The organism is Mesobacillus boroniphilus JCM 21738, from assembly GCF_000517385.1.
GTDB lineage: Bacteria > Bacillota > Bacilli > Bacillales > Cytobacillaceae > Mesobacillus > Mesobacillus boroniphilus.
This window is the reverse complement of the sequence record NZ_BAUW01000035.1, coordinates 1-21290: the sequence shown is the minus strand read 5'-3', so window position 1 is coordinate 21290 and position 21290 is coordinate 1. Positions and strand designations below refer to the sequence as shown.

The 21290-nt window shown below is 42.7% G+C and carries 17 protein-coding genes and 3 pseudogenes; 10 read left to right on the top strand and 10 right to left on the bottom strand.

All coding sequences use genetic code 11. The features are described from left to right. Positions 1–10: 10 nt before the first annotated feature. Positions 11–910, bottom strand: a complete 900-nt coding sequence (locus JCM21738_RS11360) for an ABC transporter ATP-binding protein (protein WP_023615413.1) — start codon at positions 908–910, stop codon at positions 11–13. Between the two features lie 365 nt (positions 911–1275). Here JCM21738_RS11360 and JCM21738_RS11355 point away from each other — a divergent pair, with 365 nt between their 5' ends. Then, a complete protein-coding gene (locus JCM21738_RS11355; protein WP_023615414.1) occupies positions 1276–1461 on the top strand; it encodes a YhzD family protein in 186 nt (61 codons plus the stop codon). 40 nt (positions 1462–1501) lie between these two features. Here JCM21738_RS11355 and JCM21738_RS11350 read toward each other — a convergent pair whose 3' ends face one another. The 4 genes and pseudogenes from JCM21738_RS11350 to JCM21738_RS11335 all read right to left on the bottom strand — a co-directional run bounded on the left by JCM21738_RS11350 (position 1502) and on the right by JCM21738_RS11335 (position 5922). Further along, positions 1502–2296 carry an enoyl-CoA hydratase gene (locus tag JCM21738_RS11350; protein ID WP_023615415.1) on the bottom strand — a complete coding sequence of 265 codons (795 nt, stop codon included), beginning with the start codon at positions 2294–2296 and terminating at the stop codon, positions 1502–1504. A 319-nt stretch (positions 2297–2615) separates the two neighbouring features. Further along, positions 2616–4126 (bottom strand): annotated as a pseudogene (locus JCM21738_RS11345) (coproporphyrinogen III oxidase). Positions 4127–4409: 283 nt separating this feature from the next. Next, positions 4410–5282: a Cof-type HAD-IIB family hydrolase gene (locus JCM21738_RS11340; RefSeq protein ID WP_023615417.1), complete on the bottom strand. Its 873-nt coding sequence runs from the start codon at positions 5280–5282 to the stop codon at positions 4410–4412. A 280-nt stretch (positions 5283–5562) separates the two neighbouring features. After that, the gene (locus JCM21738_RS11335; protein ID WP_023615418.1) at positions 5563–5922 is read right to left on the bottom strand and encodes a YlbF/YmcA family competence regulator; all 360 of its coding nucleotides are present in this window, start codon (positions 5920–5922) and stop codon (positions 5563–5565) included. A 205-nt stretch (positions 5923–6127) separates the two neighbouring features. On the opposite strand from JCM21738_RS11335, the gene JCM21738_RS11330 reads away from it, so the two are divergent. The 6 genes from JCM21738_RS11330 (at position 6128) to JCM21738_RS11305 (ending at position 11573) form a co-directional block, all read left to right on the top strand. After that, the gene (locus JCM21738_RS11330; protein WP_023615419.1) at positions 6128–7231 is read left to right on the top strand and encodes a YheC/YheD family endospore coat-associated protein; all 1104 of its coding nucleotides are present in this window, start codon (positions 6128–6130) and stop codon (positions 7229–7231) included. Between the two features lie 77 nt (positions 7232–7308). Beyond that, the gene (locus JCM21738_RS11325) at positions 7309–8394 is read left to right on the top strand and encodes a YheC/YheD family endospore coat-associated protein (protein ID WP_023615420.1); all 1086 of its coding nucleotides are present in this window, start codon (positions 7309–7311) and stop codon (positions 8392–8394) included. After that, the gene (locus JCM21738_RS11320; protein WP_023615421.1) at positions 8391–9758 is read left to right on the top strand and encodes a YheC/YheD family endospore coat-associated protein; all 1368 of its coding nucleotides are present in this window, start codon (positions 8391–8393) and stop codon (positions 9756–9758) included. Before JCM21738_RS11325 ends, JCM21738_RS11320 begins: the two co-directional genes overlap by 4 nt. Next, entirely contained in the window at positions 9755–10939 is a 1185-nt protein-coding gene (locus JCM21738_RS11315; RefSeq protein ID WP_023615422.1) for a YheC/YheD family endospore coat-associated protein, read from the top strand. Before JCM21738_RS11320 ends, JCM21738_RS11315 begins: the two co-directional genes overlap by 4 nt. A gap of 175 nt (positions 10940–11114) precedes the next feature. Next, positions 11115–11327 (top strand): YheE family protein, encoded by a 213-nt coding sequence (locus tag JCM21738_RS11310; RefSeq protein ID WP_023615423.1) that lies wholly within the window; start codon positions 11115–11117, stop codon positions 11325–11327. 60 nt (positions 11328–11387) lie between these two features. Then, positions 11388–11573, top strand: a complete 186-nt coding sequence (locus JCM21738_RS11305) for a hypothetical protein (RefSeq protein WP_023615424.1) — start codon at positions 11388–11390, stop codon at positions 11571–11573. Positions 11574–11616: 43 nt separating this feature from the next. On the opposite strand, the gene JCM21738_RS11300 is transcribed toward JCM21738_RS11305, so the two are convergent. Continuing rightward, positions 11617–11877 (bottom strand): metal-sensitive transcriptional regulator, encoded by a 261-nt coding sequence (locus JCM21738_RS11300; RefSeq protein ID WP_023615425.1) that lies wholly within the window; start codon positions 11875–11877, stop codon positions 11617–11619. Positions 11878–12200: 323 nt separating this feature from the next. Here JCM21738_RS11300 and JCM21738_RS11295 point away from each other — a divergent pair, with 323 nt between their 5' ends. Then, a complete protein-coding gene (locus JCM21738_RS11295; protein WP_148296097.1) occupies positions 12201–12941 on the top strand; it encodes a PucR family transcriptional regulator in 741 nt (246 codons plus the stop codon). A 124-nt stretch (positions 12942–13065) separates the two neighbouring features. Continuing rightward, positions 13066–14166, top strand: a complete 1101-nt coding sequence (locus JCM21738_RS11290) for an ABC transporter ATP-binding protein (protein WP_023615427.1) — start codon at positions 13066–13068, stop codon at positions 14164–14166. 67 nt (positions 14167–14233) lie between these two features. On the opposite strand, the gene JCM21738_RS23275 is transcribed toward JCM21738_RS11290, so the two are convergent. Further along, on the bottom strand, positions 14234–14476 hold the full coding sequence (locus JCM21738_RS23275; protein ID WP_081742106.1) for a hypothetical protein: 243 nt from the start codon (positions 14474–14476) through the stop codon (positions 14234–14236). A 344-nt stretch (positions 14477–14820) separates the two neighbouring features. On the opposite strand from JCM21738_RS23275, the gene JCM21738_RS11285 reads away from it, so the two are divergent. Further along, on the top strand, positions 14821–15024 hold the full coding sequence (locus JCM21738_RS11285) for an alpha/beta-type small acid-soluble spore protein (RefSeq protein WP_023615428.1): 204 nt from the start codon (positions 14821–14823) through the stop codon (positions 15022–15024). 156 nt (positions 15025–15180) lie between these two features. Here the strand turns inward: JCM21738_RS11285 and fumC are convergent, their stop codons facing one another. From fumC to JCM21738_RS11270, 3 genes and pseudogenes are all read right to left on the bottom strand, one after another. After that, positions 15181–16560: a class II fumarate hydratase gene (gene fumC / locus JCM21738_RS11280; protein WP_023615429.1), complete on the bottom strand. Its 1380-nt coding sequence runs from the start codon at positions 16558–16560 to the stop codon at positions 15181–15183. A gap of 463 nt (positions 16561–17023) precedes the next feature. Further along, a pseudogene (locus JCM21738_RS11275) lies at positions 17024–19026 on the bottom strand (ABC transporter ATP-binding protein). Continuing rightward, positions 19023–20779, bottom strand: a pseudogene (locus JCM21738_RS11270) (ABC transporter ATP-binding protein). Before JCM21738_RS11270 ends, JCM21738_RS11275 begins: the two co-directional pseudogenes overlap by 4 nt. Positions 20780–21290 lie beyond the last annotated feature (511 nt).

Here is a 21290-nt window from a genome sequence, read left to right as displayed (position 1 = left end):
TGATAAAAAATTATTCATATGAATCACCCACCTTTTCAATGAAAATATCATTTAGACTTGGTTCTTCAAGAACAAACTTGCGGATAAATCCTTTGCCAACGATATCTTTTAAGATTTCCTCGGCAACCTGCTCACCCGAGATCTGCAAGTGGATTCCCTCTGCCGTCATTTTTGCTTTTGTAACGCCAGGATACTCTTTTAGGAATGAAGTATCAAAATCCGCATGGATGACCAGATTCTTTTTACCAAAAGATCGTTTGATTTCTCTCAGTGACCCATGGACTACTGGACTTCCTTTGTGCATGATGCAAATATACTCACACATTTCTTCCACGTGCTCCATCCGGTGGCTTGCAAATACGATTGTGGTGCCCGCATTTTTGAGCTCGAGGACAGCTTCCTTTAATTGTTCCACATTCACCGGATCCAGTCCGCTGAAAGGTTCATCAAGGATCAACAGCCTTGGCTTATGGATGACGGAGGCAATAAACTGGATTTTTTGCTGGTTACCTTTTGAAAGCTCTTCAACTTTTTTATCCGCATACTCCGGCACCTTGAAGCGATTAAGCCAGTAATCAAGCTCTTTGAGGGCGGCCTGTTTTTGCATTCCTCTTAACCTTGCAAGATAGACAATTTGCTCGCGGACTTTAAGTTTTGGATAAAGTCCCCTTTCCTCAGGCAGGTAACCGATGATGCTGCTCGTTTCATAATTGATCGGCTTACCATCCCAAGTTATCCTTCCGTCTGAGACATCAAGGAGACCAAGGATCATCCGGAAGGTCGTTGTCTTCCCAGCGCCATTTGCACCAAGAAATCCGAACATTTCTTTTTCTGGTATATTGAGTGAAAGCTGATTCACTGCTGTGAAATTGCCAAATCTCTTTGTCACTTGTTCAAGCTGTAAGACCATATTCATCTTCCTCCTTTTCCAATAAATTACTACGAATTTTATAGGGAAATAGTTTCATATTTTAAATACATATTTTATTTTGCATATTTAAAAAAGTTATGCAAAAATAATAGTAATCATCTGAATCTTATAAGAAAAGCGCAAGCGCCTTGTTCAGCCCCGACAAGCGTTGGAGGGCCGACCGGTGAAGTCGCTCTTTGACTTCATTGACATGACCGAAGCGTCTCGAGCTGCTCAAAGCTAACGCTTCTCGCAAGATACTCGAAGAAGCACTAGCAGGGATGAAAACTGGCTAGGCGCTGGAGCTGGACAATTTTCGAAGTTAATTTTGTACTTACTAATCTATTAAAAAAGGAGAAGTTGTGATGGATACTTACAAACTGACAGCCTTTGAACCAAATGGGGAAAAACTGATTGACGAGTCATTCCAGGCCGGGAATGATGAAGAAGCAAAAGAAATCGGCGCAAAAATGCTTGAAGAAAAGAACCTCAGCGACAAGACGCACCGCTGTACATCACCACGAGGAAAATTGATTCTTTTCCATCCATAAGAAAAAGCAAAGAGGATTCACGCCTCTTTGCTTTTTTTGTTTATCTTCCTTTGAAATTCGGCTTTCTCTTTTCAAGGAAAGCATTAATGCCCTCCTGATGGTCCTCTGTCTGGCGCATTTTGAATTGGCCGTATTTTTCCAATTCAAGAATTTTCGATAGAGATGGCCTATTTTTCTCAGCTAGGATTTTCTTTGTTTTTATCATAGCTTGAACCGGTTTGTTCAGCCATTCCTGTAGTTTTCCTTCAATTGCTTCTGCAAAGTCTCCCGTTGGCACCTCGTCAATAAGTCCCAGTGTCAACGCTTCATTGGCAGAAAGCGTCTTTCCTTCCCAGATCAATTGCTTCGCCTTCGTTTCTCCAAGACGCTCCTCCATGAAAAAATGGCCTCCCCCATCCGGAATCAAACCGATGCCAATAAAATTCATTGCAATCTTGCTTGATGGCTCAGCGATTATGTAATCTGTCGCGAGCGCAAGGCTGAATCCCAGTCCTGCCGCAGCACCTGTAACTGCTGAGATTGTTACCTTCGGCATGTTATACAGAGTCACAATCATATCGTGAATATCATCCATCACATGATAGAAATCGCTTTCATTAGTATTTGAGAGCATCGTTTTGATATCACCGCCGGCAGAGAAGGCCCGTCCGGCTCCTTTGATTACAAGGATATCTACCTCAACCGACTTGCAGATTTCCTTTAAATTCATCGTAATTCCCTTAATCATTTCGACATCAAGGGCATTCAGCGCTTCTGGCCTATTCAACTCGAGAAGAGCAACACGTCCATTAATGTCCAATTTTACAGTGTCCGTTGAAAATTCAATCGCCACCATTCATCCCCTCCATTTATCCTTATATTTTTATTATATAGGGAGAAGTTATATTTAAAAACCTTTTTCTCACTATTTAGATTTTTTAATGAATGAACGATTTTTGCATTGAATAAATGTATTTTATTCCACTTCGCGGAATTATGGTGGTTTTTCGAGGAATCACTTGTTATTTTCGCGAAATTAGAGGCTACTTTCGCGGAAATGCTGGGTGCCTTTGCGGCTACAGAAGATTTTAGCCGGAAGTTGCTAGCATTTATTGTGAAAAAACTTATTTCAAGGCGAAAAGCTCCCGAGATTCATCTTCGGGGGCTTTTCACCATTAGATTGTCGCTTTATTAAACACAGAGTCGAGAATTCCAATCTTTTTATTGGCATATTCTTCAAAGCTGTCGTTATATGACTTTGGATCCTTGGGATTCGAGAACTGTGTAATAACACCTGTTTCGGGATCAATGAACTTGCTTGATGCCCCGCATCCAAGGCCGATGATGGTTTGCTGTTCTTCCATGATGATGATATTGTACAGGCTCTCCTGTTCCGGGAAAGCGTAGCCTACATTCTCCAGGTTTCCAAGGATGTTCTTCTGCCTGTACAGATAATATGGAACATAGTCATGTTCCTTCGTCCATGATTCAGCCATATTCATCATTTTTTCTATTTCATCGCGGCCAGCGACTTTATATTTCTGTTTATTTCTGGTCATTTCTGACGCTCTTTTAAATGAAAGTGTATGGACCGTCAAAGATTCTGGCATAAGCTTTTCCGTTTCAGCGAGTGTATGGGCAAACTCATTCGTCCCTTCACCCGGAAGACCGATGATTAGATCCATATTAATGTTATTCATGCCCATCTCGCGGGCCAGATGGAATTTTTCAATCGTTTCTTCTACGGTATGATGACGGCCGATTGCCTTCAAGGTTTCCTGGATGTATGACTGCGGATTGATGCTTATCCGGTCGATATTCCACTTCTTCAGCACTTCCAGCTTTTCAGGAGTGATCGTGTCCGGCCGGCCGGCTTCTACGGTCACTTCCCTGATATTCTCAACATCCGGGAATGACTGCTGAACCTCTTCATATAGCATATCCATTTCTTCAGCGGTAATCGATGTCGGTGTGCCGCCTCCATAGTAAACCGTTGTAATCTTGATATCATTCTTTTTAAGCCATTCCCCGATTTTGCGGATTTCGTAATGTAGCCCGCCAAGGAAAGAATCCACCGACCCCTGTCGTCCGTTGATGGCATAAGCGGGAATGTGCAGTATGCACATTTCGTCGGGCAAAATGGGATGCCAATATAAATACTGACGCCATTTTTCAGATCATACAAATCAGGCAGGACAGCAAGCTGGCGGTCGACAATTTGCTGCATGAGCTGTATTTTTTCATCTGATATCAAATATTGTTCCTTCAGCTCTTTATGGGCTTCATCCTGTTTCATTCCTTCACGGAGCTTTTTATGCAAAAGCTTAGTAGGACGGACTCCGGTGAGTATGCCCCACTTCTGGATCATTCCTGTCCAGTCCTGAAGCACTTTTAAATAAACCCTTGATATGACTGTTTTGAGCAATTTGAATTCTTCCTTATCGCTCAAGCCGGCGGGAATTTCTTTGTCAGCCTCCGCTGTAAAAACTTTGCCATCCTCTTCAACCAGGGTTGCTTTTACAGAAATCTCCCCGTCGACGACTTTGACTTCAAAGTCAATTGCTGCATCGGCATTATGCTCCGTATCGCCTATTGCTACTTCTGATTCTTCAAAGAACAAATTAGCGATTAACCCTAATGGGCGTTGAAATCTGTCCTCTTGTATACCGTTTATATTAATTCTCATGAGATTCACCTTTTTCAATTTAAACATGCTCCAATAAGTGTAATAGAAGTTTGATTCACAGGTCAAGACAGTGTAAAAGCTACCAGTTTTAGCTGTGGTCCGATTGAGTAACATAGACGGCCGATTTATTTTTTTTAAAAAAATCATATATTCCTAATCCAGCATTAGTATTCCGAAAAAGTTTCTTGTTTTCCTTAAACACTCTGAGATATTCTCTAAAACTCTATTATAATCACAAACATAGCAAAAGCATGCCTGAATTCTTCCCAGGCATGCTTCTATTCTACATTTTTATAATATTCATCTTGCGAAGGAATTCAATTGGCTGCTGTTTGCGAAAGTGTTCCTTGACCATATAGCTGACACCGTGCTGGTTGTTCGATCGGGTTACCCAATCCGAAGCTTTCTTTACCTCTGCTGAAGCATTCCCCATAGCGACGCCAAGTCCGCAGGCTTCGATCATTTCAATGTCATCATGGCCATCGCCAATAGCGACCATTTCTTTCAGCTGTATGCCAAGGTGTTCACCTAACTGGATCAGACCATTCAGTTTTGAGACACCCTCAGGCATGATATCCAGCCGGTATTCATTCAGCTTGGACAGGGAGACTTCTGAGAACATCCCATTTATCGCCTGCTGTGCATCGTTCAAATCTTCTTCGTACTCGAAATAGACTTCGATTTTAGGTGGAGAGACTGGCTCATTGACCAGGGTTTCACTGATAGAATCCGTGAATTGCTGTGAGTAAAAAATCGGATCGCCTGATGTGAACACCGTTTTCGCCAGCAGGTTATGGTTTAATTTATACTTGTTTGCCAGTGAAAACTTTTCATGCACAAGCCGGATTTGGCACGGGAAGCTTTCCAGGAATCTGACGAGCTGGAAGGTTACATCTTCTGAAACCCGTTTTTCAAAAACTGGATCGCTGCGAAGGTCGTTTGAAATATAGGATCCAAGGTGAGTCACAAGCAATGAATTTATTTTCAGCGCTTTAGCCACCTTTTTGGCAGATGGAAAGCTTCTTGAAGTTACTAGAGTCACGTAAACTCCTTTTTGCTGAACGTACTCAATCGCATCCCTCGTGGATTTATGGAGCCTTCCATTTGATTGGAGAATCGTTCCATCCACGTTAAGCGCAAGAAGACGGTAAATCATAATTATGCCCCCATTTCTTCGGTGTTTTTGTCCTTATTTAACTTGTATGATAGAAACCGCGAGAATAGAACATGGGCAGAATTATGATTTAGCTTACTTGCTGGATCCAGTTGTCAGGGTAACACGAGCGAGTCTTGTCTCGAAAAAGAATCATAAATGAGGGACAGTTTTTCCTTTTTTCCGCTGATTTGTGTCCATTATGGAATTGATAGCGGACAAATTCCCCTCTTTTACGAACAACAAAAAACTCCCGCACATCGGCGGGAGTTCTGTCATTCTATTATTGCTGCTGGTTCGGATTTCCGTAAAGCTCTTCAAGAGGCTTCATGATGACCTGATTAAGTTCGCCAATAACCATGCTCATTCTTTGCTCTGCTTCCATCAGCTTTGAGATTAACTCATGCTGCTGGACAAGTGCTACTGTCTTTTGCGCCTGTTCTACTTCTTCCTGGGTAATTTCCTGCCCAGTCATTTGCTTTTCCTGAAGCTGCAGCTGGATATTGCGGAAGCTTTCAAACATTCTTTTTGCTGATTCATCGCTATTTACAGCATCATAAAGTTTTTTTAGTTGTGTGTATTCCGAACTGTTCCTGATTGCTTTTTCCAATTCGTAGGCTGAATCGTAAAGATTTACTGCCATTCAAATCACTCCTTCTACGTTAAACGCTCCACACCACTATAACAAACTATGTTGCTGAATGCCAAAAGTTCAGGTTGTGTGCATTCCATCTCCTATTATGAAAATCACCAATAACAACTAATATTCATAGGATGCAATATGTGTGTTTGCCTATTTTACAATAGGGTGTTTTCTTAAACAGCCTAAAAGAAAATGAGGAGAAGCTATGACGCCAGCAAAATCGAGAAGCTTACCCTGCAATCCCGTCATCGCTTTGCTGACTGAAATAAAAGAAGATAACGGACCTGACTTTGGTAAAGTCCACTCCTTTTGCGAAGAGCTTCACCAGGGAGTTTCTGAACAAGGCGGAAGTTTTTACGTGTTTTCACTGAAAGGCTTTTCTGATGAAGGAGTCGAGGGCTATTCATATGATGACAATGCAGATGACTGGAAAAAAGGACTCTTTCCTTTTCCTGCTGTCATCTACAACCGGGTTTCATCCCGAAGGACCGAAATCAGCAAAGGATTTAAGGGATTTTTAAATAAATTGGATGCTCTGGGAATAAAGATATTTAATCACCGATTTCTTTCAAAGTGGGAAATCCATGAATCTTTATTGAAAGAAGACCATTTGCATTCGTTCATACCTGAAACACATCTATATTCCGGGAGTCAGCTCGAAACAATGCTCGAAACGCATGATGAGCTATACATCAAACCTGTTCATGGCAGCCAAGGACGCAATATTATCCAGGTGTCCAAGAATGACGGGATGATCCATGCTTCGTTATCCTCGATGCCTGCCAAGGACTTTCCAGGTTTCAAACATGTATCTGAACTGGCCCGGGCCATCAATCCCATTGTTGGAACACGGCTATGCATCATTCAACAGGGCGTACAGCTATCAGAGTTAAATGGCAGAAGGATGGACTTCAGGGTCCTCTGTCATAAAAACGCCCAGCAATTCTGGAAGGTTACTTCCATCGTCGCCAGAGTTTCCGCAGAACAGTTTTTCGTATCCAATATAGCCCGCGGTGGCGAGGTCATGAAACCGGGGCATACTCTCGCATTGATTTTCGGAAAGGAACAAGCGAGGCATCAGTTGGCGCTAATGAAAGAGCTGGCCCTGGAGATTGCAGAAGTCATCAGCAGAAATGCGGAAGGACTCACTGCCGAACTGGGGATTGATATTGGGATTGATATTAAAGGTAACCTGTGGCTGATCGAAGCCAACTCCAAGCCATCCAAGAACTTTGAAGAGCGCGGCACGAAAATCAGGCCCTCGACAAAAGCCATCATTGACCATTGCTATGGACTTTGCCAATTATAAAAGAAAAGCGCTGCAGCTGAACAATTTTCTATGTGAAAAATATACTTTTTTATCCCTGCACAAAAGGAGTAATGCAAATGATTTCATTCGGAATGATGTCACTTTCCTTAAAAAGTGAACTAACATACTTTACCGAGATTGCCAGGCGGGCGAATCCAAACATGTTCACCTGCTTTCGGTTCTCACCGGCTAAAATCCATCCAGTAACACAATTGGTATCGGGAGAAAAATTCGACCACAAGAAAGGCTGCTGGGTTAAGGCCGAATTTCCTCTTCCTATGATCGTTTATGACCGTTGTTTTTATACAAATGATCCTTCATCAAAGCAGGCGATGGCGATTGTGAAATGGCTCAAGAAAAAAGCCGATATTACCTTCCTGGGAAACGGCTTGCCAAATAAATGGGCCATTTACGAGATTCTGTCGAAATCATCCCTGTCTCCATACATCCCAAAAACGATTCTTATCGGCAGCGGAAAAGGTGTTATTGCCCAGCTGGAAGTGATGAAAAAGGCAGTCTTGAAACCGATCTTCGGTTCTGGCGGCGCAGGAATCCATAAAATTGAAAAATCAGGTGGAGAGTTTGAAATTTCAGCTGATTCTGGCGGCAGGCTATCCACAAAAACTTTCCATTCCACCAGTGAGACAGAGGATTGGCTCGACAGCCTGTTCAGTAAAAAAGAGTATATGATGCAGCCTTTCCTAGAACTGTCCGATACGCTAAATTGTCCTTTTGACATAAGAGTGCTGCTGCAAAAGGATCAAGAGGAAAAGTGGATTGTGCGCGGCAAAGGAATTCGCCGCGGCAGCAAGAATGGAATCCTTTCTAACTTACGTGCCGGCGGAGAAATCCTGCCATTTGAAGAGTATGCGAATTCACTGAATATCCGTACAAGAAGATTCATTTTACATGAATTGGAGGAAATTCTCTCAAAGCTGCCCGGTATCCTTGAAGCATCTTTTCCTCGGCTTTTTGAGCTGGGCGTAGATATTGGTGTATCAAAGGATCATGCCCTATGGGTGCTTGATACAAATTCAAAGCCCGGCAGAAAAGTCATCGCTTCCACAAATCCGGACCTGAAAGAGGTGCTATATAATGCACCGCTTGAATATGCCAGAGTCCTTTCGGAAACTCTGCCAGAAAGAGAGGAACAGCACTTATGAGAAAAAAATATCCTGTAGAAGTCATCTCGCACACCAAGCAATTAGTCTTTTTGCCTGCTGACTTAACACATAACAAGGAAATTAATAAAATTGCGTTTGGCAATAAGGTGGTTGATGTTACCTTTGCTCCTCATCCTAAGGGAAGAAATGTGATCGTCCTGAGCAATGATGTGCAGAAGGAGCTCTCGATGCCTGATCTATCAACTTCATTGCATATTTTTATCGATCAGCATACATTGTTTATCGGGCCACTGATAGGCATTCTGACGTCTGGATTCACGCCTTTTCCTCTGAGACCGATTGGTGAGAGGTCCATGTTCTTTGCCAAGCTGCTTTCGGTCAATAAATCTGTCGGCGCCCTTCCCTTCGTCTTTGGCGAGGAACACATCGACTGGAATCAAGGATTGATCGAGGGTTATTTCTTTTTCGATGGAGGCTGGATGAAAATTAAGGTGCCCTTCCCCAATGTTGTATACGACCGTCTTCCTAACAGGCGCACCGAAAGAAAATCTGAACTCCGCAGCCTGAAATCCAGGATGCAGACCGATTATTTGATTCCATGGTACAATCCAGGCTTTTTTAGCAAACTGGATGTATTTGAGCGTCTGCAGCAGGATGAACGTGCAATAGAGTACTTGCCAGAAACACATCAATTTTCTTCTTTTTCCGTAATTGAAAGGATGCTTTCAAACTATGGAAACGTCTATGTCAAACCAGCTAATGGAAGTCTTGGACTGGGAATCCACCAAATTTTGTTTGATAAGCACAATGGCTATTATTATTGCCGTTACCGCGACCAGGAAGGCATTAATAAGTTAACGAGGTTTGAAAGCCTTGAAAAGTTAATGAAAAAGGTTTTTTACAAGCGAAATCTTTCCCAGATGATTGTCCAGCAGGGGATCAGCCTGCTTAGATCGGAAAAAAGACTCATCGATTTCAGGGTTCATACAAATAAAGATGAATACGGGCAGTGGCAAGTAGCGGCGATCGCCGCAAAAATTGCCGGCCAAGGCAGCGTGACCACCCATGTGAACAATGGAGGAGTCGTAAAATCACTTGATGAATTATTTGAAGACACGACCGAGCGAGAGCTCTGTGAGAAGAAACTATCTGAAGCATCTCTGCTCCTAAGTTCCATTTTGGAAAAGAATATGGAGGGCATCATAGGCGAGATTGGTTTTGACTTAGGAATTGATAAATCAGGAAAAGTTTGGCTCTTTGAAGCCAACTCAAAGCCAGGACGGTCGATTTTCAAGCATCCAAAGCTAAAGAATTTCGATTTGCTCACGAGAAAGCTGTCTCTATCCTTCGGCATTTTTTTAGCGGAAAAAGCCATCACGGCACCTGAGGATATTTTCAAATGATCCTCCGCTATAATACTGAATCGAAGGAATGGTCGCATGAAGCCAAAGCTGGCGAAAAATTCAGCTTTGGCTTTAATAGAATCAGCGTCCCTTCTGCTGCATCAGGGACACTCCCGGAGAGCAGCCAACAGTTTTTATTGAAAAACAAGCAGGAAAATATCGGACCGCTGGTTGGAATCATGACCTCAATGAGCAAGAATATGTCCCTTTCCGGCAATGGTTCATTGTTTCAGGCACTTCAATCCGAGATGCTGAAACGGAATGGATTGATTGTCGTCTTCCCTCCTGAAACCATCGTCAAAGATGGACTCACCGGGTTCGTATTTTTGCCTGATGCTCGAAAATGGATTCCTGTGAGAACACCTCTGCCTCATCTTGTTTTTAACCGTGTCCCATTCCGGAAAGCAGAGCAGAAGCCAGCCTTTAAAGATGCCGTGAACTACCTGACTGCGCTTGGAATCCCATTTTTCAATCCTGCCTTTATCAATAAAAACAAGCTATACTCACTTTTTGCCAGACATCCACAATTAAGAAAGCTAATGCCTGAAAGCATTCCTGTGAAATCGATGATTCAGTTAGCCGCCTTCCTTGATAAGCATGAGGGCATCTACCTGAAGCCTGCTTCATCTTCAAAAGGAATCGGGATATTCCGGCTCCGTCAAAAAAACGGGCAAATCGAATTCGATAGCCATTCACATCGCCATCTTCATCCAGGCATAAAGGAATTCTGGAAAGTCAAATCCAGGCAGCTGTTAAGATACGAGTACATTGCCCAGAAAGAAGTCATGCCGACATCCATCGATGGCAAACGATTTGACTTCCGCGTCCATGCCCATGACGGACCGGATGGGTACGAAGTGACTGGAATCGGTATCCGCCAATCGCAGAAGCAGGACCTGACCACGCATCTGCCAAACGGAGGAATCATGCTGCCCTATATTAAGGTCAAGAATGACAGACATGACCAATTTTTCGACTGGGCCGTAAAAGAAATCGGACAGCTGCTTACTGAAGAGTTAGGCTATTTCGGAGAATTCTCCCTCGATGCAGGAATCACCGAAAAAGGCCATTATGTCATTTATGAAGTCAACTCAAAGCCAATGAGCTTCGACGAACCCCAGATTGAGGAAAAAAGGATCTCCGCTCTTGTCGATTTATTTTTCAGGAAAACAGGATTTTAATAGAAGTTCATTGGTACATCATATTGTGGGCTGCAATGATACGCGGCTCCTTTTTTAGTTTCTCTATAATTCTCCTTCATATCATCAAGGGTTATTCCATAGTATTTATCTTCACCTCCACTTGCTTGAATACTATATAATATTGAAAAAGACATTTTTCACAGGGGGAATCAGATTGATTACTCATTTCCAATTCAAATCATTATTCGAAAATAAGGATATGCCCGGCTGGCATTTTTCATTTTATTTTAACAAGCAGAAGTTTACGGGAATCTATCATCAAAACGGGCATATCGAGTGGACCTCTGAGGAGCCGTCCAATGAGCATATTCATGAGTTGAAAGAACAAATTCATGAGCTGATGCTCTTCCATGTATATGACAAATAAGGTGTATGTTTCTTCTCCTTTTCCGGAACTCTAAGCTTAAAAACGTTGAAGGAGGATATCATGAAACAAAAACAGAGCAAGAAGTTCGCTGAGGACTTGCAATATGAGGGCCGGGACAAAGTTTACGTCGATGTTGACCGGATGATCAATGAAGGCATGGCTGGCGGTACCGTACATAGACTGGACAGTACACCCAATATTGAGGAAAGCCATGATTTTTACCCAGAAGATCCGCCGAACAAATGAAATGCAGAAAAAAGACACCACATCCTAAAAGGATGCTGGTGTCTTATCTGCTTTTTACAATCATATTCACTGCTTCTTTGATCGCTTCATCAGCATCTTTGCCTTCCTGTGTTGCTTCAGTGATGCAAGATTCAAGGTTCTTAGCGACGATGAAACCAATCGCGCGGTCTACTGCGGAACGGACAGCTGATAATTGGGTAACAACATCCTTGCAGTGGTTTTCTTCTTCCATCATTCGAATGACTCCGCGTACCTGTCCTTCCAATCGCTTCAAACGATTTTTCATTTCTGTTGTGTATTCCATTTCCTGCACCTCTCTCTTACGGTACCCCGTATTGTATCTATTATACAAGCATTTTTTCTTTTTTCTGCCAGTTATAGCTATTTGAGCGAATTAACATTTAAAAGCTACACCTGTTATAATAAAAGATATGTCAGCTTTTATCAAATTAAATCTGAGGATACTTATATGATTAATAAAATATTATCTTATTTCCCTGATTCTGTCACGCAAGAATATATCCCAGTCCCTCCGTCACCTGATTACTACTGGTTTAGAGAGGCAGATGAAAGACCTTTGTGGATTGGTATTCCAAAAAAAAAATTTCTGAAAGCCAGCTTGAACTAATGAAAAACTTGTTTGAATTTGTCGAGCTGGAAAATAATACACATCTAACAGGGACAGCGCATTCCTGGAACCAATTTCTTTTCCATGATGGTGCTATGCCATCCGCAGCAATCGACGAAGTCCGTTTCATCCAGTTCAAGCTGCAGTCAAATAATATCGAATCAGAGGAAATCCATGAAGCTTTAAAAGGGTTTTTCCCTGACCATACTACAATCTGGGTAAAGGATTCGTACGGAATCATTATCGAAGAAAAAAAGGGAGTGCCGGAAAACGCTGATGATCTATTTTCCATTGCCTCGACACTCGAGAGTGACTTCTATGTAAAGACCTCCTTTTATATCGGAAAATTCCAGAAGGTTTCTAGGCAGCTGCCTGACTTTTTCAAAAGAGAAAAGCAGGTATTCGAGGAGTTGACCACACATACAACCCGGGATGCTGTATACACCTTCGAAAAAGCTTTCCCTATGGCAATAGCGACACATTTGCCAGATTACCTTAAGGAAATTATTGAAGCTACCATCCTTGAGGCATTTGGAGAGGATAAAGAGTTAATGGCCACGATAAAAGTATTTCTTGAAAGCAATTCTAACGCCTCTCTTTCGTCCAAAAAACTTTATATTCATCGCAATACTCTTCAATACAGATTGGACAAATTCATGGAGAAGACAGGCGTCAGCTTAAAGGATTTCGATGCAGCCGTTGTAGTTTACCTTGCCAGTATTTATGAAGAAATGCGCTGATTCATTACCATTAAACAAATTGCATAAAAGGGCTTACATAATTTTTGTGCACCCTGCCGATGATTATTACAAATCATTTCCGCTAAACTGTTTTTGTAGACAAACATTCAGGGAGCTTTAAAAAATGGCCGAGTTAAAATTAGACAATATTTATAAAATCTATGACGATAAAGTAACAGCTGTAGAAGACTTCAACCTTCATATCCAGGATAAAGAATTCATCGTATTCGTCGGCCCATCAGGCTGCGGTAAATCTACTACACTTCGTATGATTGCCGGACTTGAAGAAATTTCCAAAGGTGATTTCTATATCGATGGAAAGCGTGTTAACGATGTACCTCCAAAAGACCGTGATATTGCAATGGTTTTCCAGAACTATGCACTATATCCACATATGACTGTTTACGATAACATGGCATTCGGATTGAAACTTCGTAAATTCGCTAAGGATGAAATTGATCGCCGCGTTCAAGAAGCTGCCAAGATCCTTGGTCTTGAGCCGTATTTAGACCGTAAGCCAAAGGCACTTTCTGGCGGACAGCGTCAGCGTGTTGCATTGGGACGTGCGATTGTCCGTGACGCAAAGGTCTTCTTAATGGACGAACCATTATCAAACCTTGACGCAAAACTTCGTGTACAAATGCGTGCAGAAATCGCAAAGCTTCACCGTCGTCTTGATACAACGACTATTTACGTAACGCATGACCAAACTGAAGCGATGACAATGGCAACTCGCCTTGTAGTCATGAAGGATGGTATCATCCAGCAGGTTGGAGCTCCTAAAGAAGTATACGAAAATCCTGAAAACGTCTTTGTTGGCGGTTTTATCGGTTCACCTTCCATGAACTTCTTTACTGGTAAGCTTGAAGAAGGTAAATTCACAAACAATAACTCTTCGATCGCTATTCCCGAAGGCAAAATGAAAGTTCTTCGCTCTCAAGGTTATGTCGGCAAGGACATCATCCTTGGCGTTAGACCAGAAGACCTTCACGATGAGCCAGTATTCATCGATGCTTCCCAAGGCGCTACTATCAAAGCGACTGTTGAAGTTTCTGAATTAACTGGTGCTGAAACAATGATCTACTCTCAATTCGAAGGCCAGGATTTTGTTGCGCGCGTCGATTCACGTTCAGATGTAACACCAGGCCAGATAATTGAATTGGCATTCGATATGAATAAAGTCCACTTCTTTGATGCTGAAACAGAGAGTCGAATCCGTCCTTAATTTTGGATGATAAAAAAGCAACCGCTGCTGCGGTTGCTTTTTTCAGTTCTCAATGTCCATTAACCCCTCATTCTTTAATTAAGAATACCTGGCTAGATCCGCAATTCGAACATTTGAAAAGATGCGGACACTCCCCTTCAGCGAAATCAGTTGGATACCCATCTTCTAGCTTCATTTGATCGATTGGCATATAAGGACTGTAATCGTCGTAAAAGTCTGCTTCTCGCCCATTGTTCTCCATGTTGCCGCTGCAGTTTGGACAAGACCGAGTGATCGACTTGAAGCCATTGCAAATCGGGCACATACCCATTCTCTTCAATCCCTTCTGCTTTACTGATATCGATAGTTTGCGTTGATTGGAATTGGTTATGTAGAATAATTATTTTGGAAGTAATTACCTAACTCACTCGGCACATAAACTTTTTAAAACAAAACATACTAGTTATTAATAAAACAACGCAGCAACAACAAGCGCAACAAAATCAATGGGTTAAGCCTAAGAAGGCAGCTATAACGCGCGCCGGTGCAATTCCGGCTAGCCCAGCCAAATTCCTTATCGCGGGTTAAACCAGGCGGCGTGGCAAAAGCCATGATTGGTTCGATTCCAATACTGACCCAAATACAACTTTGAAAAACACAAAGGAGGAAATATTAATGGCTAGCAGTAACAACTCTAATCAATTATTAGTTCCTGGTGTTCAACAAGCTCTTGATCAAATGAAGTACGAAATCGCTACAGAATTTGGCGTACAACTTGGTGGAGAAACTACTTCTCGTGCTAACGGATCTGTTGGTGGAGAAATCACTAAGCGTCTAGTTCAAATGGCTGAGCAACAACTTGGCGGTTCTGCACGCTAAATTGTAATTAACAATAAAATTAAATAGAATGGCTAGGCCCCCTTGTCAAAGGGGGCCTTTTAACTTATCATTCAAGACCTTTCGAGCAACTGCTTTATTAAACCTGGAATTTGATGACTTCCATTCACCTATTACAGCTACACGAGAAGCATTCTGTTAGATCATTTTTTCAGGATTAACCCACTCTTCATATTGCTCTGATGTTAAATAGCTTGTTTTAATCGCCGCTTCTTTCAAGGTTGTATTTTCTTTGAACGCAAGCTTGGCGATTTCTGCTGCTTTTTCATAACCAATGTGAGGATTTAAAGCAGTTACAAGCATTAATGACCGCTCAACATGGCCAGCAATTACATCAAGATTCGCCTCAATACCTTCTGCACAGTTATCATTGAATGATCTCATTCCATCCGCCAACAGCCTTGCACTCTGCAAGAAGTTATAAATGATAACTGGTTTGAAAACATTCAGCTCAAAATTCCCCTGGCTGGCGGCGAAACCGATGGTTGCATCATTTCCAAATACCTGTGTCGCTACCATTGTCAGTGCTTCACTCTGGGTTGGATTAACCTTACCAGGCATGATGGAGCTGCCAGGCTCATTTGCCGGTATCGATAGTTCTCCGATTCCGCTTCTTGGGCCGCTGGCGAGCCAGCGAACATCATTGGCAATTTTCATCAAGTCTGCTGCTAGCCCTTTTAATGCTCCGTGAAGGAACACGATTTCGTCATGTGAGGTCAGTGCATGAAATTTATTTGGCGCGGAATGGAAGGTTTCACCCATTTGTTCAACAAGCTGCTTTGCAACCTTGTCACCAAAATCCTTCGCGGCATTTATGCCTGTACCTACAGCTGTTCCGCCAATCGCTAAATCTCGGACGTATTTCAATCCATCCTTAATCATCTGTTCATTTTTTTCAAGCATGGCTCTCCAGCCGCTGATTTCCTGTCCCAATGTCAATGGAGTCGCATCCTGGAGATGGGTTCTGCCAATTTTGATAATCTCATTGAATTCTTGTTCTTTTTTCTTCAATGTTTCTTTAAAAAGTTCAAGCGCAGGCAATACTTCACCTGTCACTTTTTTGACAGCAGCAATATGCATCGCTGTCGGGAATGTATCGTTCGAGCTCTGTGACATATTCACATCATCATTGGGGTGGACTTTTTCATCAGATCCTTGATTTGCTAGCAGTTCACTTGCCCTTCTTGCGACCACTTCATTCACGTTCATGTTGGATTGAGTTCCGCTCCCCGTCTGCCAAACAACTAACGGAAAATGTGCATCAAAATTCCCGGCAAGGATTTCATCGCAGGCTGCTTCGATCGCCTTTGCCTTTGCATCTGGCAACTTTCCTGAAGCGGCATTCACACTAGCTGCAGCTTTCTTTACTTCTGCAAATGCATAAATCAAATCAATGGGCATTCTTTCTGTGCCTATCTTGAAATTCTGTTTGCTCCGCTGTGTTTGCGCACCCCAGTACTTATCTGACGGCACTTTGATTTCACCTATTGTATCTCTTTCAATTCGATAATCTGTCAACACAATCCCTCCTCTATCTAATTATTAACTTATCGAAACATTTAAAACATCTTCGCCTCTAGGATAACTGTTTTTAAGAAGCAATTACAGAAAAGTGCATAATGCATGACACGCCAAAAAGCGGAAGCAGCCATGAATGCTGTTTCCGCTTTTCATTATGTCTATTTTCGCTCCAGATTATGCCTTATAAATTGCATAGCCTATATAATAGCCCAGGATCATGATGCTAGCGATGCTTAAGGTTACTGCGAACTCTGCCATCTTGACAACCTCCTGAATTTTTTATGTGTTTATTATTAAATTACCACAGGAGGCCAGATGGCAACGGGAGGGTTTCTTAACATTCTGTGACAGAAACAGGATTAGAAGTGACCTTTCTCATATAACAACACCCTATCTCATTGAACTTCAATTTTTTATTATCTAAAAAATCCACACCCAAAAGAATGGGTGTGGATATTTCTTAACCTGCCTTAACTTTGTTGCCAAGCTGCAGCTGATACATTTGAAAGTATTTGCCTTTGAGCTCCATCAGCTGATCATGGTTTCCTTTTTCAACAATCCGACCGCGGTCCAGTACAAGGATTTGGTCAGCATTGCGAATGGTCGACAATCTATGGGCAATGATAAAGGTGGTCCTGCCTTCCTTTAGGACGTCCATAGCTTCCTGGATGATCGCTTCTGTCTCGGTATCGATGCTCGATGTCGCTTCATCAAGAATCAAAATGGCCGGGTCGAAGGCCAAGGCTCTGGCAAAAGAAACCAGCTGTCTCTGCCCGCTTGATAGCGTGCTGCCCTTTTCAATCACCGGCTCATCATACCCTTTTTCAAGATTTTTCAGGACGGTGTCTGCCCCAACGCTGGCCAGCGCTTTTTCAACCCTATCCCTGGTGATATCCGGATGATCAAGGCTGACATTAGAGGCTATTGTGCCGGTAAAAAGGAATGGATCCTGGAGGACAATCCCCATATGCTTCCGCAACGTCTGCCTTGCATTTCGGTAATATCCATGCCATCAATCAGAATCTTTCCTTGCTGCGGATCATAGAACCTGAACAGCAGGTTCATGATCGAGCTCTTGCCTGATCCCGTATGGCCAACGAGTGCGACTGTTTCACCCTGTTTTGCTTCAAAGCAAAGATCCTTAAGCACATATTCGCCTTCTTTATAGCCGAAGGATACATGGTCGAAAAGAACATTTCCTTTGTAGCGGGGAATTTCCTTCTCGCTTACGTCGATTCCTTCCTCATCCATAAGATTGAACACCCGCTCTCCGGCAACCAGCGCCTGCTCAAGGTTCGCCAGCTGGTTGACAATTCCCTGGACAGGATTGAACAGACGGTTAATATAATCGACAAACGCGTAGAGCACTCCTAGTGAAATGGCGGAAGATGGCTGAAGGGCCTCGCCGCCAAAATACCAGATGAACGCCACGAAGACGATATTTCTTAACACTCCCACAAGATTATGGGAGGTTGACGAATTCAGACTCAACAATTTATTTTGATAAGTGAAATGCTCCTTGTTCAGCGTCTCGAATTCCTGTTGTGTTTCTTTTTCCCGGCTGAAGGCCTGGATGATGCTCATGCCCTGGATTGATTCATTGATCATGCCATTAATATCACTTACACGGGAGCGGATGACATGATTGTATTTTGAGGCGTACTTGCGGTACAGCTTTGCCCAAACATAAAGGATTGGCAATAGCAGTAAACAAATCGCTGCAAGGTTCGCATTCAGGATGAACAAGGCAATATAGATGCCAGTAATATAGATGAAACTTGTAAAGAAAGTCGACAGGACCGTAACGTACAATTCGCGAATCGCCTCTGTATCATTCGTGATCCTCGCAACGACCTTCCCTGCAGGAAGATTGTCAAAATACTGGATTGGCAGCCGCTGTATCTGTCTGAAGACATCCTCCCGGAGCCTCTGGATAATCCGGTTCGCTGACTTCTGCAAATAAAATCTCTGCCCATATTGGAAGATGGACGCAATGACCAGCAAGCCGAAATAAAAGGAAAGCAGCTTAATAATATTCGGGATTTCTGGTTTATAAAAATTCATCAAATCATCGCCGGATAGAACTTCTGCTTCATATTGCGCAGCCTTTGACCCTTTGCTGATTGTTAATAAACCATCCTCATAACTGCGGCTTCCGTCGAATTCGACATCAGCATCCACAAATACAAAATTCCTTCCGACCTGTAAAATTCGTGCTGAAACCCCATTCCCCGCTTCGCCATCCTTGGTGTAAAAGCTGCCATTATATTCAACGGCACCATCGCCAGCTTCGGTCTTATGCCAGACCGACTCAATTCCCAATATATGATTATCAATCATCCGCTTGGCAATGAATGGTCCTGCCAGGTCTGCGACAACGGCGACAGTCAGCATCGCCAGGGCAATCAGGATTATTTTCTTATAATTTAACGCATATCTAAACAGTCTTTTTCCTGTACTCATACGGAGTGCACCTCCTCTTCGACTGCTGAAGCCTGCTGCTTGATATATTGCTCGTAATACCAACCTTGAGCAGCAATCAATTGTTCGTGCGTGCCTTCCTCGATTATTTTTCCATCCTCCAGCACGACGATATGGTCAGCATGCTCAACCGCAGACATTCTGTGAGTTGTTATGATGGTTGTTTTCGCATTCCGCTCTTTGCGGATATTATCTATGATTTTTTTCTCTGTTTTTGCGTCGACTGCTGAAAGTGAATCATCGAGAATAAGGATTTCCGGATCCTTGATCAAAGCCCTTGCAATCGAAATACGCTGCTTCTGCCCGCCGGACAGTGCAACTCCTTTTTCACCAACAAGTGTTTCCAGGCCTTCCGGAAGCATCTCCAGGTCCTTCCGGAAAGCAGCCAGGTCGATGATCTCCTGTAAATCTTTTTCAGTAGCCATTGGGTTTCCAAACAAAATATTTTCCTTGACCGAACGGGAGAAAAGGATATTTTCCTGCGGGACATAACCCATCCAGCCCCTAGTCTGCCTCAGGCTATGCTCCTGGATTGGCACGCCTGATACCAGCAGATCGCCACTGCCTTCAGGATATTCCCTAAGCAGCTGTTTGATAAGCGTTGTCTTGCCGCTTCCTGTCTTCCCGACGATCCCGAGCGTTTCACCACGGTTCAAATGCAGCTTGATATTATCCAGGTTGTTTACATTTGAAGAAGGATATTTGAAAGTGAACTCAGACATCTGTAAAAATTCTGGCTCATTTCCCTCAACCGGTTGTACTGGATCGGCCACATCCTCTTTGTAGGATAGTGTTCCACTGAGGCGGTCAAGAGACGCATTGCCTCGCTGCATGACATTGATCAGTTCACCAATTGCGAACATCGGCCAGATCAGCATTCCCAGGTATACATTGAAGCTGACCAGCTCTCCCAGCGTCAGCTTTTGCTGGAAAACAAGAAATGCCCCATATCCTAACCCAATCAGATAGCTCATACCAACAAGGATTTTTATCGTTGGTTCAAACAAAGAATCGATTTTCGCGACTTCGACATTTTTACGGTAGACATCTTCGGTCAAGTCATGGAACTTTGATTCATCTGATTTCTCCTGTACATATGCACGGATGACCCGCACTCCTGATACCGATTCAAGCACCCTGTCATTCAGCTCGCCGAATGCATCCTGAGCAGAGGTGAATTTAGAATGAATCTTTTTGCCATATACGTTAACTAGAAATGCCATGATTGGCAGTGGGATGATTGAAACAAGTGTAAGCTCCCAGCTGATGAAAAAGCCCATTGTGAACAAAATCGTCAGCATGAAAATGCTCGAATCGACAAGTGTCAGTACTCCGAAACCAGCCGTGATTGATATTGCTTTTAAATCATTCGTTGCCCTTGCCATCAAGTCACCTGTACGATTCCTTTCAAAGAACGTCGGTGTCATTTTCAGCAAATGCTTCATGAAGCGGGTCCTGAGTTTCCGTTCAATCAGGAAGCTCCACCGAATAATTGATACATCCAAATGTAAGTGATGAAATAAGAGACCACCGTAATCAGCAAGAGGCCGCCAATGTACTTTAGAATTAAATTCTGGTTCATGGAACCAATCTGGATTGCATCGATTGCCATCCCGACGATTTTCGGCGGCAGTACATCCAGAATACCGACAAAAATCAGTAATGAGATCGCCACACTGTATCTCTTCCAGTTTTCTTTAAAAAACCAGCTTAACTTTGATAAAACTGATAACATCAACAATCACTCCTCTCTCTCTGTGTAAAAATCTGACTAGCCGCTTTCGAGATATTCCTTTTTCACCATTTTTCTTACATCTGATTTACTCATTTCAATTCCTCCTCAATATATTTTGGAAATGGATATTCTCTGAACATGAAAAAAGACATACCGCGGCATGCGATATGTCTTGAATCAATCGATAAAGACAGAAAAGGGCATACGTCACGCAGATGCGCAACCCATGCCTTTTCAGTCACAGAGCAACCTGATAAAAAAATCAGTTATGGTAAAAGGATGGGTTACGTGTATTAAGTTGAGCGTATCTTGCGTTTTTTACAATGTTCATATCCGTAACCCTCCTTTTAGTTATATTTTCCATTCCTTTGTAAGGTTATCACCTTAACAGTCACAATGTCAATTCTAACTTTTCGATATTTTTCATCAATTATTTTTCAGCTGACTTGCTGCGCCATATTTTACGTACAAACAGCAAAGAACAAAAAGCGCAAGCGCCTCGTTTAGCACC

Coding starts and splice junctions, on each gene's coding strand:
- JCM21738_RS11290 (WP_023615427.1), top strand. CDS start 13,066: ATGGCCGAGTTAAAATTAGACAATATTTATAAAATCTATGACGATAAA.
- JCM21738_RS11340 (WP_023615417.1), bottom strand. CDS start 5,282: ATGATTTACCGTCTTCTTGCGCTTAACGTGGATGGAACGATTCTCCAA.
- JCM21738_RS11320 (WP_023615421.1), top strand. CDS start 8,391: ATGAGAAAAAAATATCCTGTAGAAGTCATCTCGCACACCAAGCAATTA.
- JCM21738_RS11355 (WP_023615414.1), top strand. CDS start 1,276: ATGGATACTTACAAACTGACAGCCTTTGAACCAAATGGGGAAAAACTG.
- JCM21738_RS11300 (WP_023615425.1), bottom strand. CDS start 11,877: ATGGAATACACAACAGAAATGAAAAATCGTTTGAAGCGATTGGAAGGA.
- JCM21738_RS11295 (WP_148296097.1), top strand. CDS start 12,201: ATGAAAAACTTGTTTGAATTTGTCGAGCTGGAAAATAATACACATCTA.
- JCM21738_RS11285 (WP_023615428.1), top strand. CDS start 14,821: ATGGCTAGCAGTAACAACTCTAATCAATTATTAGTTCCTGGTGTTCAA.
- JCM21738_RS11350 (WP_023615415.1), bottom strand. CDS start 2,296: ATGGTGGCGATTGAATTTTCAACGGACACTGTAAAATTGGACATTAAT.
- JCM21738_RS11330 (WP_023615419.1), top strand. CDS start 6,128: ATGACGCCAGCAAAATCGAGAAGCTTACCCTGCAATCCCGTCATCGCT.
- JCM21738_RS11360 (WP_023615413.1), bottom strand. CDS start 910: ATGGTCTTACAGCTTGAACAAGTGACAAAGAGATTTGGCAATTTCACA.
- JCM21738_RS23275 (WP_081742106.1), bottom strand. CDS start 14,476: ATGGGTATGTGCCCGATTTGCAATGGCTTCAAGTCGATCACTCGGTCT.
- JCM21738_RS11315 (WP_023615422.1), top strand. CDS start 9,755: ATGATCCTCCGCTATAATACTGAATCGAAGGAATGGTCGCATGAAGCC.
- JCM21738_RS11335 (WP_023615418.1), bottom strand. CDS start 5,922: ATGGCAGTAAATCTTTACGATTCAGCCTACGAATTGGAAAAAGCAATC.
- JCM21738_RS11325 (WP_023615420.1), top strand. CDS start 7,309: ATGATTTCATTCGGAATGATGTCACTTTCCTTAAAAAGTGAACTAACA.
- JCM21738_RS11305 (WP_023615424.1), top strand. CDS start 11,388: ATGAAACAAAAACAGAGCAAGAAGTTCGCTGAGGACTTGCAATATGAG.